The sequence below is a fragment of the Paraburkholderia heleia NBRC 101817 genome (assembly GCF_000739775.1).
GTDB classification, from domain to species: domain Bacteria; phylum Pseudomonadota; class Gammaproteobacteria; order Burkholderiales; family Burkholderiaceae; genus Paraburkholderia; species Paraburkholderia heleia.
The window spans coordinates 216,284-232,450 of record NZ_BBJH01000009.1 but is presented as its reverse complement, the minus strand read 5'-3'; the positions used below and the strand labels follow the sequence as shown (position 1 = coordinate 232,450).

Below are 16,167 nucleotides of genomic sequence, written 5' to 3'. Positions count from 1 at the left end.
TTGGTTGGGTTACTGATGATCGCTGTTCGTGCTCATCGGTGCTCCGAATCAATTTCGAGGGTGCGGTCCGCTGCCACCAGCCTCACCGGATCGGTCTTCTTCCACTGCGATTTCGGCATCAGCACGGACCATTCGGTGTTGGCCGTATGGAGGAAGAACGCCGCCACGCCGACATAGTTCACCGCGTCGCTGATCGGCGCCGAGACCTTCAGCGTCTGCCCAGGGCCTAGCGTTACGTCCCGGCTCCAGAGCGTTGCCGCCTTCAGCGCCTCGCTGCCCTCAAGCAATTGCGCGTAGGTCGCCGTCGCAAAGGGCTTGTCATCCTTTAACTGGTAGACGCGCAGCACAACCGGCAGCGACGCGCCGTGCGCGTCCTGGTTCAGCGCGCCTCGTGCCGTAACGACAAGGTTCATCTGCTTCACCTTCGTCTCGAATACCGTCAGGGTTGCCGCGACCGCACCGTCCTTGACGGACTGCCACATCCCGCACCCGCTCATCGCCAGCGCGAGGAGCACGCCGGATGCGCTCCGCATGATCCTCTTACGCATCAGAACGGCGCTCCCGTAAAATCGGTACGCGGATAGACCGTTTCCTCGCCGTCGATGGTCAGTACCAGTTGCATGGAACATTGCACGCTCGCGTAGCGCCCCAGGAAGTAGCTCAGCACATCGCCGAACAGCACCGCGTCGCCCGGCCCGTCAAAGCCGCCCGCGGCGAGGTCGACGTGGAAGCGGGCGACCCGCAGCACGTAACCTCGCTGCAGTACCTGTTCCTCGGAGAAGTGCAACGTGCGTATCGCGTCGATGCGCTGGGGGACCGCATCGTCCGGTGTCCAGTCGTAGAGTTCGAGCACCTCATGCAGGACAGCCACGCCCTCCATGAGCATCCGGTTGAGTTCGTTCGCACCGTTCGCAGTGTAGTGCCCCATCACACGCCAGTCGTAGCCCGGAAAGTAGCGCGGCGGATACTGCGGCAGGCTCGGCGCGGTCACATTGCGCACCGACGCGATGCCCGTAAAGCCCGACACCGTCTCTGTGATAGTCGCCTCCGTGAGCGCCAGACGGGGCAGGCGTCCGTTGTTCGCGAGCGCACGCACCGTCACATGGCGGTCCGGCTGCGGGCGCTCCTCGTCGTCCGGTGCATAGCGGTATGTGCCGGCCCATAGCTGCCCCGACAGCGTCACCCACAGTTCCCGCCCCAGCACGCCATAGCGCGTCCCGGTGTGGAAGTACCGCTCCGGCTTCTCGTGGTGCAGTAGCCAGCCGCGATGCTTGAAGCTCGTGAACGCCCGGTAGTCGTGCTGTGCGCTGCCCTCCGGATCGGCCGCGATCACCGCGAGCAGGGCATAGGGCTCGACGTGGTTCGCAACCGCAGGCTCTGCCCGCACGCGGTGCTCGGTGTCGTGCCAGTCAGCGGGCTGCAGAGGCAGCGCATCGATCTCGAACAAGTTGATCACGGGCGTGCAGAAGAGGCGAAAGCTCTCCTTCCCCACCGGCTGGTCGCCTGGCATACGTCCTTGCAGTTCGATCTCGAAGGTCAGGCGAGCCTCGCCTGTCGGGACCATCGCGCTGTCGAAGCCGCACAGGTCGACGAAGTGGAATTTCTGCGGAAAGACGAAGTACTCCAGCAGCGTCTGCTCGCGGTCGACCGACTGGTTGCGCCCGGGCTCGGTGATCGGCCACAGCCGCGTCGACGGACCAAATCCTGCCGGCTCGAAACGTATTCCCTCGAGCAGTTGCAGTGCGCCGTCGCGCACCGAGGGCAGGCGCAGACCGACCGACGCGACCTGGCGCGTGAGCGCCGCGTACAGCGCGGCGGCGGCAGGCCGGTCCCCATGCAGGTACAGGCGGATGCGCGACAGTTCGGTATGCTCGCGCTGGTCCCCGAACCAGAGGCCGAATGTCAGGCGGATGACCGTGCGCCCGTCGGCGCGCACGACCACCGCTGCATCCTCGACCGACAACGGCAGCAGGTCGACCGCCTGCGTCGTGCGGAACGGACACTGCACTCCGGTGGGACCAACAGGCGCCGAGCGCACCACGGCCCCGGCGGGAATCTGCGCCGTTTTCAGGTCCCGGCGGTTCAGGGGCATGCATTCGATGATCGACAGCGACGGAATTGCCCGCGCCATGTGTTCATAAATGTTGTCGAGCACCCCTTCGGTCAGTTCCGGCATCGCGTCGTCAAGCTTGTAGCTCAACCGCGCCACCAGCATCGCGAAGCCTTCATAGACCGCCCGGACCTGATCATTCTCCTGGCCGTGCTGCATGCCCAGGCGCCGCGCGGCGTCTGGCTGGTCGCGTGCGAACTCGCGGCCCGACTCGCGCAGATAACGCAACTCGGCGTCGTAATATCGCAGGAACGGGTTTCCGCCTTCCTGCTGAGACTGTTTCCAAGGTGCCGTCATGGCTGTAACTCCGGGGGCAAGGGTGGAAGGGAGGGCAGTCCGGATATCACACCGGCGCGGCCCGTCACGAAGATGCGCTCCGGCATGCGGAAGCCGCGCAACTTGAGCAGTTCCAGCGGTCCGGCTCCCGTCTGCGCGCGCAGCAAATAGCGCAGCGGTGACGCCGCATCGCCGTTCGTGGTGCCGCCTGTCGCATCGCCCGTTGCATTGCCCGTCGAAGCGCTCGCTGCGGACGCGGGCTGCGCGTCGCGACTCGCCGCCCCGCCATTCCAGACAAGCTCGTAGCGTGTGTCGTCGAGCGGCTTCACCTGAGCTTTCTCCAGCATCCGCAGGAAGGCCCAGTCCCCGGTGGCATCGAATGCGATGCGCATGCCGCCGTTCAGCGTCTGCCAGTTCAGCAACGCCTGGCCGTTCAGGCCGTTGCCCGGCCAGCCGAGTTGCGCCCAGGTCTCATGCTGGTTGAAGTAGACGACCTGCTGCCCGTCTACGGTCAGCTCCGTGCGCGTGACACCCGGCGTCGGCTGTGGCATAAGCGCGAAGTGGTAACCCGCCTCGCCCTGTGCGTAGAGGTGTGCGCCCATCGGCCCGATGAGATGCAGCATCGCGAGGAACTTCGGATCGAACTGGAGCGACTGCGGAGCGAGTTCGTTCGGCACCCACTGGTCGCCCTGACGCTTGAGCACGCCGGCCAGCTCAATCTCGATGAAGCGGCTGATGAGCCCCGTGTCGGGCCGCACGTAGCGACCGAAGTCTGCAAAGGACGCATCGGCACTCGTCGGCGAAAACGGATAGCGCGAGCCGAACGACGACTGAAAGGGGGTAACCACGGCGGCGCGCCATGCATCATTCAGGCTCGCCGCAGCGGGCTGCAGGACTGCCTGCCAGGCCGCGTCGAGCGGCTGCACAAACAGGGTCTGGCCGAACCCTGCCCACTGCGCACCCAAGCTCGCAGCAGTAAGCGCTGCGTCGTCACGCGCTTGCGACAGGTCCGAGAGCTTGCCCTGGAAGATCGCCTGCGCAAGCGATCGCGCCATCGCCTGCGCATCCGGGCTGGCCTGGATCTGCTGCAGCTTGAGGCGCACGGTTGTGTCCGCCGTCAGCACGCGCGACAGGCTCACGCCACTGAACGCGGCAGCGTTCGCCGGAATGCCGTTACCTGTGTTGCCGCCGGCCGGGGCCGTACTGGCGTCGCCCATCAGCGTCAACAGCGGGCCGAACGTGCGGTCCAGCGGATTGGCTACAGGGGCTTGCGTCTGGTCGCCGTCGCCGCCACCAAGCAGCCCCTGCGCCTTGCGCACGAGCGTGTCAGTGAGCGCCTGCGAGGGACGGCCCGCCTCGCCCTGGTACTGCACCGACTTCATGACCGCCAGCAGCGGCGAAGTCTGCGCATCAGTGATGCGCGTAAGCTGGTCGACGACCCCCGAGAAACTGTTCGCCGGGATCCACTGGAAGCTGTTGAGCATGGTCGCCCAGGCTGCCGTGTAATCCGTGAAATACCGGTCACGCAGCCGCTTCCTTAGATCATCAGCACTCTTCCTGGCGTCGACGGCAATCTGTGCAGCGCCGACCGCGCCTTCCACGGTGGTGGCGCTGATCCGGGCGCTCGACTGGTCGCCAGTCAGTACCCAGTCACCCTCGACATGCTGCCCTTTCACGGCGTCGTCAATAGCCTTCTCGACGACGCCTTCCCACGCAGCGCGCGTGAAGATACCCGGCACCGTCTGCGTGGTCGTGAACAGGCCATGCGCATCCGCGCCAGCGAGCATCGTGGCGAGCGACACGTCGGCGTACTTGCCGCGCGCTTCGTCGAGCACGCGCTGATAAAGCACGTCGTCGCTTGCCGCCAAGCCAATCTGGTTCACAAGCGTCGAGCGCATCTGCGTGACGAGGGCCTGCGACGCGCTGATGCGCCACTCCGGATGCGTCTTCACGTGATCGGACCAGAAGCCCGCGAGCTGCTGCGAGGTATCGAGCCATTCGCCCGTGCGCATCCCGGGCACGGCAGGCCAGACCGCCAGCATCTGCGCCTTCAGGAACGGCGCGTCGGCGCGCGCCGGGGCAGTGAGCATGAGATACGCCTTGAGGCGGTTGTACGCCTGCTGCTGCGCGTCGTGGCTCTGCTGCTCGTCGTCGCGCACCTGCGAGAGCTGGGCCAGTTGCGCTTCGAGCGCCCGCACGACCGGCTGACGCAGGTTGCGGATGGCGACCGTCTGGTACGGCCGCCAGAGCGCGTCGAGCAGGTCGTCGTTGCGCGACAGGCCTGCACGCAGATACCACGGGGCGCCGTGCTGCTGGCGGTATTCGAGCGTGGCGATCTCGTTCTGCAAAGCAAGCTGCTCGCGCAGTGCCTGCGGGCTACCGGGTTCAGCCGCCAGCGCGGCAGCAGCTGTAGTTTCGGCCTCCCGAACAAGCGCGTGGTTGCCAAGACCGGATACGATCAGCGCGACTGTCCAGACAACAACCGCCCCGAAGATGCACACTGCAAGCGCATTGGGCCAGTAAAAGCCAGCGCGACGACCCCGATAGCGAGGCGAACCTAACGCAATCTCCCGCCATATGGGTAGCAGGGCCACAGGCTGATCGGGCGTGCCGTTTCCGTTGACGACGGGTATTCCAGCGACAGATGGCCCCGGAAACACCGGTGCGAACATGACGCCCGCCAGCGGCGCACGTAGCCAGTTCGATGCGGCTAGCCCCTGCAAGCCCTCAGCGATGCGTCTGCAATGGTCGCCGACATACTTCGAGACTTCCATCAACCAGATTACCCGGTTGTTTTGTGTGTAGAGGTGAACGCCCGCGTCTGCGGATCTCTGTTCAACCTCACTGAGCAGTTCCGGCACTCTGGCTGCAGCAGCCTGCGCCTGTCTGCGCGAATCGTTCGGCATGAAGGTGCCGACAACGTCGAAGCGCTCCGAAGGGCTACCATGTGCCTCGACCGGATGCAGGAACGTAACAGGAGCGGCCCATCTGAGCGCTGTCGCAAGCGTTGAAAGCGTGCGGGGCAGCTCCGTACCGGTCTCGTCGGCGCGGGCAACGTGTATCAGGCCATCGACCGGATACCGACTGCGCAACCGCCGGATCTGGTCGAGCCACTTCTGCGCCTCAATACCCTCCGGGGCCGCATGTACGAGGACGGTCTCGCCGACGTGCATGACGCCTGCCTGTTTGAGGCCGGGCGCAACTTGCTCAACTCGCTCGTCCGTACCGTTCACCAATAGCCATCGCAGGCGGCTACGCCAGAACCAGCCGTGCGCAACGCGTAGCTCCTCGGCCATACGTTGCAGCCGGGCATCGCGTTTCGCAGCGGGCGCGGCGTCCGTTGTATCGCCGGTATCCTTGCCGTTGTCATGCCGGAATACGACGCCTGCAACGTAGTACGCGCCTACCCGCGTTGCAAAAACATGCAGAAGTAAGACGAGGAGCAGAAGGCCAAGAATCCACAGGCTGAGCGTTTTTTTGGTATCGAGCGTAGTTGCATTGAAGATCTCGCCAAATACCCATACGACGATAAGCGCGACTGCCGCCATCAGCACGGCAAACGCGGGAATCGCCCAGGTCAAAAGCGAGCGGGCCGGAGGCGACGGAGGAACGACGCCCTCGGGAGTTATGACGGGTTCGGTACTCATGGCGTTTGTGGCTCGGCTTGCAGGATAGCCGCCTGGACGGCGGTCGGCGTACGGTTCAGGATGAGTTGGGGGGCGCCTGCCCCATGCTCGGCTGTCGCAGCAACAACCAGCCAGCTAGCCGCCCGGCCTGCGTGCCCGAGGATGGTGTCGGGCATGCGCCGCGTCTCGAATTTTGTTAATGGGTCCAGTGCGGCTCGTCGGCATGCCTGGGTGACGCGCGTCTGTTCCTCGACATCGAAACCGGTCAGCCACGCCTGCTTCAGCATCGAGGGCGTAACGCGTCCCCATAGCATCGAGAGCGCGAGTCCCTCGGCCAGTTCCTGCGGCGGTACGGCGACCGGTCGGTGAAGCGTCGCGCGTGGCGTTACCGTATCGGGCAACGCTACCGCCTGGCGCAGGAACATCAGCGCTACGCAGCCCTCCGCGCTATCCTCAGGTGGTTTGTCGTGCAACTGGATCGCAACGACGAGCAGCGGACGCTTTTCTCCCGCATCGAGCCACGCGTCGACCGGCATCAATCCGTCGGCGACGGCGACCGCCTTGCAGTCGGGCAGATAGAGGTTCATTGCGCGGATAACCGTTTGTAGCTGTGTCAGCTCGTCGCCCGGGTTCGCGGGGTCCGCGACAACCAGCCGCACGGCTGGCGTCAACCCGGCCTGTAGCAGAGGCTGGATAGTGCGTACAAGGGGAGCCAGCAATTGCACATAGAGTCTGCCTGTACGATCGATCGGAACCTGTTGCAGTACCTGGGCAAGCAGCTGATCAGCCGAGGCTGCATCGGTATCATCCGGCAGCCTCGTATGCCTCGCGGTAACGGTGCCGTTCCTGAGCGGTTGCGCCTTGAGTACCGGTGTTCCTTCCGCAATCGTCGACGCGAGCTTTCCGTCCGGAACGGCGAGCCGGTAACTATAGTCGAGCAGGCGTACGCTCCGCTGCCCCCGTTCGATGAGGCTTCGACGACGTTGTTCGCGATGATCGTTGTAGAACAGCGCGTGAAGATAGGCAGCCTCGTAACCCGAGCGAGCTACGATGAGGATTGTCAGGAACAGGACATTGGGGAGGCCCGCAACCGGCAGCCAGAATATTGCGCCTCGCGCGGGCTGGTTATGCGGCCAGAGCAGCAGGATTGCGCCGTCTACAATGACAACGCAGGCGATCCACACGATGAGCCATACGCGTATCCCGGGACCTCGCGGCGGATAGGGTTTAGGCGGCTTAACCTGTTTCAGGTCAACCGGCATCGACTTGCGGCTCCTATTTACCGGTTGTACTCAACGCTGCAACAGCGAGGTATCCGCGCGCCCGGCGCGGGCGGTATCGAACTTTCTCCATATACGTGCCTACGTGCAGGACACCGAGGTCGTCTGTGAAGGAATCAGTACGGGCGGCGGATCGCATCGGCACAGACACAGGTCGTCGGCAAGCGCGGGGCGTTTGCCGTCGGGACCTCTCTCGTTCGCGCGCTCGCCAGCGCAACCGATACGCCCATAGGTGCCGCACTTCGGACACCAGACCGGGTCGTCCTCATAGGCGGCAATTTGGCCATCGAGCATGTCTTTACGCGCGGGCGTTTCGACCTGACCGCCGACGTTTGTCTCGTCGCCGTTGCGGATATAGGGCCTTCTACTCACGTACTTCCTCCTGATGCCTGTTCGCCTTGAGGATTGGGGACTTGGGATCGACGGATGATGGCGAGCAGCAGTCGCGACAGAGCGATTGTTGCGGGTATCGAAAATCCTCCACCAAAAAGGATTGGAGTATCGGATGGGCCATCAACACAGAAAGCAAAGTACAAAATCACTACGACAGGTGCGCCTAGAACCGCGATAGGGTACAAGTACCGCCGCCTAAGCCTCGTCGCCATGGCACCAACGAATACGCCAACTACGGTAGCGGGCACCCATCCGCCAATGAATGCGAGCATGCTGCCCAGTAAAAACATAGATAGCCAGCCGCCGACAAGTTTTCCCAATCCTTCGTAATCGTGAACTGTGACAATAACTGCGGCCAAAGTAGCAAAGCAGAAGGCGATAATTAGCGGACCGATGACTCCAAAAATGATCGCACCAAGCGCCATGCGTTTATATAGCCTCAAGCCGTCGCTCCTGATTAGCCTCAAAATCCATTCTGACAAGCCTTTCTAGAATTGACGCTTTTTGAGCGTATAGGCGTATAGCGCGTATTGAGTATTGGTCTGAGAGTCGAACCAGCCACCCTGCATCGTCCCATCGTCAATGTCGCTCCACGACTTGCCATATTCCTGGCTATAGAAGGTAATCTGGTGTGGCGCCCCGCCTCGGCTTGAGTCGCCCGCATATACCAGCATTACGCCGCGCTTGCCCACATCGAGGCCAGTCAGGTTGTAGCGCTCGTCGAATGTATGCAACTGCTCGACGGTCGGATTCTTGTAACTCGACCACGTTGAAATCGCGCCGATTCGCTTGCCATTATCGCTTTGATCGTCGCCATTGACCTGAGACCCCAGGCGCGACAATGCATAGACCGAATAGGTATAGCCAGGCGGCTCATTCGTCGAACCGAGCTGCACCACGACCTGGTTCGGCAAAACGACGTCCTGCTCGAACTGCGCGTCGTCCCAGCGCAACCGGTATACGACGCTGGAAAGACACACCTCGCCAAGCATCCCAACGTAATAGGCAACACGCAACACTCCATCGGGACCGAGGTTGACTGCATCGAATTGTTTACGCGGCTTGCGATAGTCAGTCGCCATCGGCGGAAGTTCAATCTCCTGCCACGTCTGACCGCCGTCGGCGGTACGCCAGATATGCGGCCCCCACCCGATCGCATAGCCGCGCTGCGAGTCGAGAAACTTAAGATAGCTAATGTTGTGGTCTTCCGGCCACTTCAACTGTGTCCAGGTCTGACCACCGTCAACCGAACGCCAGAGTTTGGCAATCTGCGAAACAAGCCCGTTTTCGGGCACAGGACGCGTCATATCCGTCCAGCCCGTACTGACGTACTGTACCGACCAGTCCTTCGAATACCACCAGGCACCGTCCTGCGCATGTTGCTGGAAGTAGCGCGTCATGCCCCCATCGAGAGTGCCGCGGATAAAACTCGCAGTAGCACGACTCAACCTTTCACCAGAATTGTTCATCCATGGTTCGATTGGCTCTGCGACGTCTGGATTCTTTCTCTCGTCTCGTGGCTTGAACACAATTTCTGGCCTCGCAAATTTCAGTGTCATTACCTCGTTGCCACGAACCCGAAAAGCGCCGCCGCCATACGGCTTGTGGCTTTTCATGAATACGTTTGAGATGGTTTCCCACGCGGGTGTCGTCATTTTCTGGTATCCATAGTTCAACGCGGCCAGCACCACAACGGCGGCGACGCACATTTTGCAGAGCATTGATCTCCGCATTTCATTTCGCTATAAGGCGTCGTAGCGCGTTGTTTACCGCGTCGCTTATCGCGTCCAACATATCGCCGCCCTTCTTGGGCAGAACGACTTTGGCACTATCTCTTGCCTGGTCCCATGTGCGGCCATCCCCCCATTCCTCGACGCTAGGTTGACCACCAATCTTGAACAGATCGGACATCGGCAGATTCGCCAGCCCAGCATCGAGATACGCGAGCGGATGCGTGTTGAAGGCAAAGTCCTTGAAGATCTTGTCCTTTAGTTCGAGTTGGTACCGCTTTACCTCCGGAATCGAGAAGCTACCGTTGCCCTCTATCTTGCTGGCCATCTGTATTCCGTCCTGGATCATGTTCAGATGTAGCCCGTCTTCCATATTGCTTTGCAACTGCCACCTAGCGTTATCTAGCCAGTCGCTCCCAGCTTTACTCAACGTAGGCTTCAAATACGCTCCGTAGTTCGAGCAATAGTAATAGCCGTAACTCAGGTAATAGGAAGGTGGCGTATGCCCGCAGCCGATATGCCGCATCATGAAATTGCTGTGCCGCGACCAGTCCGAATCGGTGCACTTTGGCGAGATCAGACGATCCCGTTTACCAAGGAGTCGTTTCGTAGTGTCCCAGTCGGGCCAGGGATCAAAACTCCTGGCCCATTCGACAATTTCGTTGAAGCTCGGTAGCTTCTCGACTTTTTCCCTGAACTCACAATGCAGGGGGCGATAGTAGTACTCGCAAGTACCTACGATTGAATCAGCCGCCGGTGGCACGTGGAGGTCGCATACCGTTTTGTCGGCCCTGGCCCGCTGCGTGTAGCCTGCCGGCGACATGAAGGAGTGGAAGACGCCTGTAACATTGGTATTGTCGTTTTCAGCCATGGCTCAGTGATCCAGAAGTTTGAGCACCGCGTCCTGCGGAACATGGCTTTGCGCTAGCGAAGTCTCACCCTTTTCGTTGGTGACGCCTTCAGCAATCAGCTTTCCCTCGGAGAACAACTGGTATTTCGCGTTGCTCGCGGGAATCTGCGTACCGCTCCAGTTCACGACGAACGCCTGATCAAACGCGCCGCCGTTGCCGGGCAACGCAGGAAGCGCTGCCGAAGCGCTCTGCGGCCCGAGCTTCGCGTACGAGGCCGAATGGATGGTCCGGTCGCCCTGGGTACCGTCCTCGATGCCGGAAGGCGTGATGCGCAAATAGGACCCGCCGCAGACGAACAGGATTTCCTCTTTCGCCGTCACCGTTACGCGCCCATTGACGCTCGAAATACTCATGCCGTCATGCGATACGAGGCTCATTTCGCCTTGCTGCGCCTGAACGTCGACCTTTCCGTGAGCCGCGAGCGCCTTGATACCGTTCTGCAACGCGCACAGCGAGACGCTCTTGCCCGACGTTACGGTAAAGCTGCGGCCGGTACCAATATCCGTATTCCCCCCGGAGGTCGCCGCAATGTGCCCGCCGCCGCCAAGCTGGATAGACTCGGGCGTAACCAGGCCAATTCCTTTAGGAGCGGAGAGCAGGATAACGGCCTGCTTCAGGTCGCGGAACGCGCTTTCGAGTTGCTGCTGTTGAGCCTTGAGTTCGGACAACTCCGCCGTCGCCTGCTGCGCCTGCTCGCGCAGGGAAGCCACTTCAGCCTGGGAGGCTTCGAGCTGCCGCATGGCGGCTTCCATTTCAAGGTGCGGCGTATCGGCCTCGGCTGCGGCGTCTGCGGAGAAGAACAACCCCTTCGCCGCGCGCATCGTGCCCCACGATTTCGTGGTGGCCTCGAAACCTTCTCCCCGAGGGAGCTTTTTACCGTTGAGCAGATAACCCTGGTTGAAGGCCGTCTGGCTGTACACGGTCGCGATGCGCGCGCTTTCCTTGCCCTGCAGATCGTTGAAAACGATCTCCGCACCGAGCAGCGGCGAGCGCCAGGTGGCATAGCTGAACAGCGCATCGTTTCCGCGTACCGGATCCTGATGCGAAAAATCGTGCAGGGCACCACTGATGTAGAGGCGATCCACATCCCGGTTTTCGCCGTCGAGCAACACCTCGGTCCCCGGCAGCAGGGGCGAATGGAAGCCGCCTTGGTACGACGACGAAGGACGGAGCAGACGCAGGTTCAGCAGCTTGTTGTCGGTGTTGCCCGAGCCCTGCAGGAACTTAGGCAAAACGGGATAGCGCCCGTGGGCATCCATGTACCCGTAAGGGGCCGAGTCCAGCGTTGTGACGACGCCAACGACGGGACCACTCAAAAATTTCCAGTCCCGCAGGTAGTCGAACCGTGGCCGGTAGGTCAGATGCGCAGGCATCGCCTTGAAGCGCGTATAGGCCGGCTTCGTGCGGCCGCCCTTCATCCTGAACGACGTGACCACGAAGCCGTATTCGGCACTCGCGAGCTTCGTGTTGGAGAGCTTGATCACGACACCCGTCGCGATACCTTTCGCATCGCTCTCCCCGGCGAGCGTAACCTGACGGGCGATCTGCTCGTCGCGGCGCGTCTGGGCGAACGCCTCGCCCTGCGCTCGCGTCAGATGCCCCTCCGCACTGCGGCTGATCTGTCCGAACACCGAACGGTCTTCGGTCTCGCCGGAAACGTTCGCCGTGGCCCGCAGCGGATCTTCCGGCGTGCGGTAGTTGCGCTCCCACAGCTCGATCGTCGCAGGCACCAGCGTGCGCTGCGCGTGGACCGCCTGCGCCGCCTCGTGCAAGTTGCTGTGCAGGCCGGAGGCGGCAAGTAGCGGTACGTTGATCGAGCGGATATAGGCGCGCGGATTGTTGGCAAATACGATGGTATCGAGCTTGCCGTCCTCGCCTCGCCCCTGCTTGTAGAACCAGAAAACCCCGAGGCGGCGACAGTGACGCGTGATGAAGTTCCAGAGGGACTCCTCGTGCATCACCACTTCTTCCATCTTCTCCTGCAACCCTTCGATCTGGAATTCCACATCGAAGGCGTCGAAGTTCTTGCGGTCGACCAGCGCCTGGGTGATCAGCTCCTGCAACGTCACGTCCCTGTAGACGTCACTCTTGATGATACGCTTGCAGTACGCCACAAAACGCGGCTCGATGCGCAGCCGGTAGGCAGACTCCTCGCGGCTTGTGCGCACACGCTTCCAGCGTGTCACCACCCCGTTGAAGGTCGCCGCCGCGTGGGTGACGGGCTCGATCCAGCTCGCCGATGGCACCGCGACCCTCTCGTCAATCTGCAGGCCCGCGCGCCATCCGACATACTCCTTGCCGTCGAGATCGAGTTGCGGCGACGTAACCGTGATGTCGAGCTGGTAGTCCTTGCAGAACCCGCCTTTCACCTTGAAATCGAGCACGTCGAGATCGTGGTTCTTCCGGCCGATCCACAGCCTGAGCTTCTGGGTCAGGCGCGAACCCGGGCGTTCCAGCGTCTCCCTGAAATCCTTTGATACCGCATTCATTTACGCGCTTTCCTTCTCTGGCTGAAAGGAGCAGGCCACAACGGTTGCGTCGGCAACCTTCGACGAAAGAATCTAGGACCGCACCCCGCATCCGGTCAATTACACCGCCCCGATCTGTTTTAAATTCCCAACATAATTTGGCAAATAAAGATAAATCGGATTCCTCTGATTTTTTGAGATGCGATTGCGTGATAGGCACAAAGATGGCTAATGGCACACAGGCGGCTCGAGCGGATTGCGTGCGGGAAACAGCCAGTTCTGCGCCTCCAGGTGACTGACGATCTCATCAAGGAGCGCTCGCATCTCGAGTCGCGTTTCGTTTACGTCGGGGCGTGCAGCGAAGCGCATCAGGCAGCGCAGCCGCTAGATGTCTGTCCGCCGCCCATCGGCGTGGCTGGCTGCCAGCATGGTGAGGCTCTGCAACAGGTCGTCGTGCAGGAGGTTGTGTGTAGCGGGATATGGCGCCCCGGCTGCGCGTGCGGAAAGCCGACGAACCAGACGATGGCCGCACACGTGAGCGCGTTCGCGAGGCGCCACAGGCTGTCAGCGCTCGTGATGATGATCCGGCGGCTCGGAGCCCGTGACGCGTTTGCGCGCCTCGGCCCCGATACGGCTCGCCAGCGACGGGAACAGCTTCTCCGCCTGTCTGAAAGCCGCGATCGAAGCGCCGACAATCAGCGCGCTAGTGAGCGCACCTGCCAGCTTGCGCGGTATCCACGGCAAGCGCTCCGTCGCTAGCTCGCCGTTGTGTCGTAGTTCTCCGTCACGCTATTGATCGCGCCTGCGGCAACGGCGTTGCTTGAGTGGAACCCGACGTTGCAGTCGTACATCTGGTAGTGGAGGTTTGCGGCATTGATAGCGATGATCGAGTAATTGACACTGCCGGTCATCACGCTATAGATTCTACTGGTTGCGCAAACAACAAAAAATCTAGAACGACGTACCAATCTGGAACTGGAACTTCTGATACTGATCACCCGCGTGCTTCACGATCGGGAAGCCCAGATCGAGCTTGAGCGGCCCGATCGGCGAGATCCATTCAAGCCCCGCGCCATAGCTGTAACGCAGGCCGTTCGCCCCGGTGCTGCTGCCTTCCGTGCCCCACACGTTGCCGCCGTCCACGAACGTGAACACGCGCAGCGTCCGGTCGTAACCCGTGCCGGGCAACGGGAAAGTCAGCTCGATATTGCCCACCACCATCTTCGAGCCGCCAATCGGATCGTTCGTCGTGGTGTCGCGCGGTCCGAGCGAGCCCGACTCATAGCCGCGCACCGAACCGATACCGCCCGCATAGTAGTTCTTGAAGATCGGATACGGCTTGCCGCCCAGACCGTTGCCGTATCCGCCCTGAAAGTTCAGCCCCAGCACGAAGCCGCGCGCGAATGAGTAGTAATACTGCATTTGCGCATCGCCCTTGTAGTACTGCGTGCCCGCCGGCGTGCCGTATTCGGCGTTGGCCTGCGCATAGTAGCCACGGCTCGGCACCAGCGCGCTGTCGCGGTTGTCGCGAGACCAGCCCACGGTGAGCGGCACGGTGTTCGAGACGCGCCCGAACTCGTTGACGTAGTCGATGTAGGTCTGCGGCGTGCTGGAGTCGACGTCGAGGCGGTCCTGCTCGATGCCGAGGCCGAAATACACCATGTCGGTCTCGGAGAACGGGATGCCGAACTTCATGTCCGCGCCATACGAAATGATGCGAAAGCTCGTGTCGTTCGTGCTCGAGTAGTAAAGCGGCTCGGTTGTCCGGTAGTAGACGTCGGTAATGCGCTTGATGCCGTCCACCGTGAAATACGGATCGACCTGCGTGACCGAGAGCGTGCGGTATGTCGTGGCCGTGTTCACGTTCAGCGAGAGGCTGTTGCCGGAGCCGAACACGTTGTCCTGCGAAATACCCGCCGAGATGATCGGCCCTTCGCCCGACCCATAGCCGAGGCCCAGCGATAGCGTGCCGGTGGGTTTCTCGGTCACGTTCACGTTCACGTCCACCTCGTCCTGCGTACCTTCCACCGGCACCGTGGTCACCTCCACATCGGTGAAGTAGCCAAGGCGGTTGATGCGATCCTTCGAAAGCGCGAGACGGTTCGAATCGAACCACGAGCTTTCGAGCTGGCGCATTTCGCGCCGCACGACTTCGTCGCGGGTGCGTGTGTTGCCGGTGACGTTCACGCGGCGCACGTACACGCGGCGGCTCGGGTCGACCTGCAGCGTGAGCGCGACCGTATGGTCCTTCTGGTCGATTTCCGGCAACGCGTTCACGGTCGCGAAGGCGTAGCCGTATTCGCCGAGCTTGTCGACAATCGCCTTGGTCGTGTCCTTGAGCTTTTGCGCCGAGAAGCGCTGCCCCGGCTTGATGCCCACGAGCTTCTTCAACTCCGTCTCGCGGTCGAGTAGATTACCGGCCATCTTCACGCTCGAGATCGTATAGGGCTCGCCCTCGTGAATCCCGATCGTCAGATACATGTCCTTCTTGTCGGGCGACAACGAAACCTGGGTCGAATCGATATTGAACTCCAGATAGCCACGGTCGAGATAGTACGAGCGCACGTTCTCGAGGTCGCCGGTGAGCTTTTCCTTCGAATACAGGTCGTTCTTCGTGTACCACGAGAACCAGTTCGGCGTGGATAGCTGCATTTCATCGAGCAGCGTGCGCTCGCTAAAGGTGTGGTTGCCGATGAAATTGATCTGGCGGATCTTCGCGCTCGGCCCTTCGACCACCGAAAACAGCAGCCCGACGCGGTTGCGGTCGATCGGCGTAACCGTAGTCGTGACCTCGGCCGCGTAGTAGCCGCGCGTGAGGTACTGGCGCTTGAGTTCCTGCTCCGCCTTGTCGACGAGCGCCTTGTCGTAGCTCTGGCCCGGCGAAAGTCCGACCGACTTGAGCGCCTTCGTCAAGTTATCCTTATCGAATTCCTTGATGCCCGCGAAGTCGATCGTGCCGATGGCGGGCCGCTCCTGCACCTGCACGACCACTGTGCGGCCTTGCGTGGAAATGCGCACGTCGCTGAAGAGGCTCGTGGCGTAGAGCGCGCGAATGGCATCGGAGGCCTTGTCGTCGGTGAAGGTCTCGCCCTGCTTGATCGGCAAATAGGCGAACACGGTGCCCGGCTCGATGCGCGTAAGCCCGTCGATGCGGATGTCCTGGACCACGAAGGGCTCGGTGGCGTGCGCCGCAGCGGTCACGCCAATGCCGAAGCCGGCGAGAGTCAGTGCGCGTGCATAGCGCGCCGTGGTAGTTGATGCCGTCATGCGGGAGGTCGAATGTGAAGCCAACGATAGAGCCGTGAAAGCGCCGAATGCGGCATTACCGGCGCGAGACGCGCGCGGCCGGCATCCACGGATGCAGGGTGTACAA

General features: G+C 61.8%; 12 protein-coding genes. All 12 read right to left on the bottom strand.

What is annotated here, in order from left to right; all coding sequences use genetic code 11:
• Positions 1-32: 32 nt before the first annotated feature.
• The 12 genes from tssJ to bamA all read right to left on the bottom strand — a co-directional run bounded on the left by tssJ (position 33) and on the right by bamA (position 16,061).
• Positions 33-548, bottom strand: a complete 516-nt coding sequence (tssJ, locus tag BHE01S_RS10960; RefSeq protein WP_042263638.1) for a type VI secretion system lipoprotein TssJ — start codon at positions 546-548, stop codon at positions 33-35.
• On the bottom strand, positions 548-2,407 hold the full coding sequence (gene tssF, locus BHE01S_RS10955; protein ID WP_052405838.1) for a type VI secretion system baseplate subunit TssF: 1,860 nt from the start codon (positions 2,405-2,407) through the stop codon (positions 548-550). Before tssF ends, tssJ begins: the two co-directional genes overlap by 1 nt.
• Positions 2,404-6,033, bottom strand: coding sequence for an ImcF-related family protein (locus BHE01S_RS10950; protein ID WP_084068740.1), 3,630 nt, complete (start codon positions 6,031-6,033; stop codon positions 2,404-2,406). The genes tssF and BHE01S_RS10950 overlap by 4 nt, the downstream gene beginning before the upstream one ends.
• A complete protein-coding gene (locus BHE01S_RS10945) occupies positions 6,030-7,274 on the bottom strand; it encodes a hypothetical protein (protein WP_157025297.1) in 1,245 nt (414 codons plus the stop codon). The genes BHE01S_RS10950 and BHE01S_RS10945 overlap by 4 nt, the downstream gene beginning before the upstream one ends.
• A 99-nt stretch (positions 7,275-7,373) precedes the next feature.
• The gene (locus BHE01S_RS36620) at positions 7,374-7,664 is read right to left on the bottom strand and encodes a PAAR domain-containing protein (protein ID WP_084068739.1); all 291 of its coding nucleotides are present in this window, start codon (positions 7,662-7,664) and stop codon (positions 7,374-7,376) included.
• Positions 7,661-8,128 (bottom strand): hypothetical protein, encoded by a 468-nt coding sequence (locus BHE01S_RS37700; protein ID WP_157025295.1) that lies wholly within the window; start codon positions 8,126-8,128, stop codon positions 7,661-7,663. Before BHE01S_RS37700 ends, BHE01S_RS36620 begins: the two co-directional genes overlap by 4 nt.
• A gap of 45 nt (positions 8,129-8,173) precedes the next feature.
• Complete coding sequence (locus BHE01S_RS10940; RefSeq protein WP_322787291.1) at positions 8,174-9,406, bottom strand: WD40/YVTN/BNR-like repeat-containing protein; 1,233 nt, start codon at positions 9,404-9,406, stop codon at positions 8,174-8,176.
• Positions 9,407-9,419: 13 nt separating this feature from the next.
• Complete coding sequence (locus tag BHE01S_RS10935; RefSeq protein ID WP_042263633.1) at positions 9,420-10,286, bottom strand: hypothetical protein; 867 nt, start codon at positions 10,284-10,286, stop codon at positions 9,420-9,422.
• A gap of 3 nt (positions 10,287-10,289) precedes the next feature.
• On the bottom strand, positions 10,290-12,815 hold the full coding sequence (locus tag BHE01S_RS10930; RefSeq protein ID WP_063769082.1) for a DUF2345 domain-containing protein: 2,526 nt from the start codon (positions 12,813-12,815) through the stop codon (positions 10,290-10,292).
• 543 nt (positions 12,816-13,358) lie between these two features.
• Positions 13,359-13,538 (bottom strand): hypothetical protein, encoded by a 180-nt coding sequence (locus tag BHE01S_RS37695; protein ID WP_157025293.1) that lies wholly within the window; start codon positions 13,536-13,538, stop codon positions 13,359-13,361.
• A gap of 11 nt (positions 13,539-13,549) precedes the next feature.
• Complete coding sequence (locus tag BHE01S_RS37690; protein ID WP_157025291.1) at positions 13,550-13,708, bottom strand: hypothetical protein; 159 nt, start codon at positions 13,706-13,708, stop codon at positions 13,550-13,552.
• Between the two features lie 37 nt (positions 13,709-13,745).
• Positions 13,746-16,061: an outer membrane protein assembly factor BamA gene (gene bamA / locus BHE01S_RS10920; RefSeq protein ID WP_042263629.1), complete on the bottom strand. Its 2,316-nt coding sequence runs from the start codon at positions 16,059-16,061 to the stop codon at positions 13,746-13,748.
• Positions 16,062-16,167 lie beyond the last annotated feature (106 nt).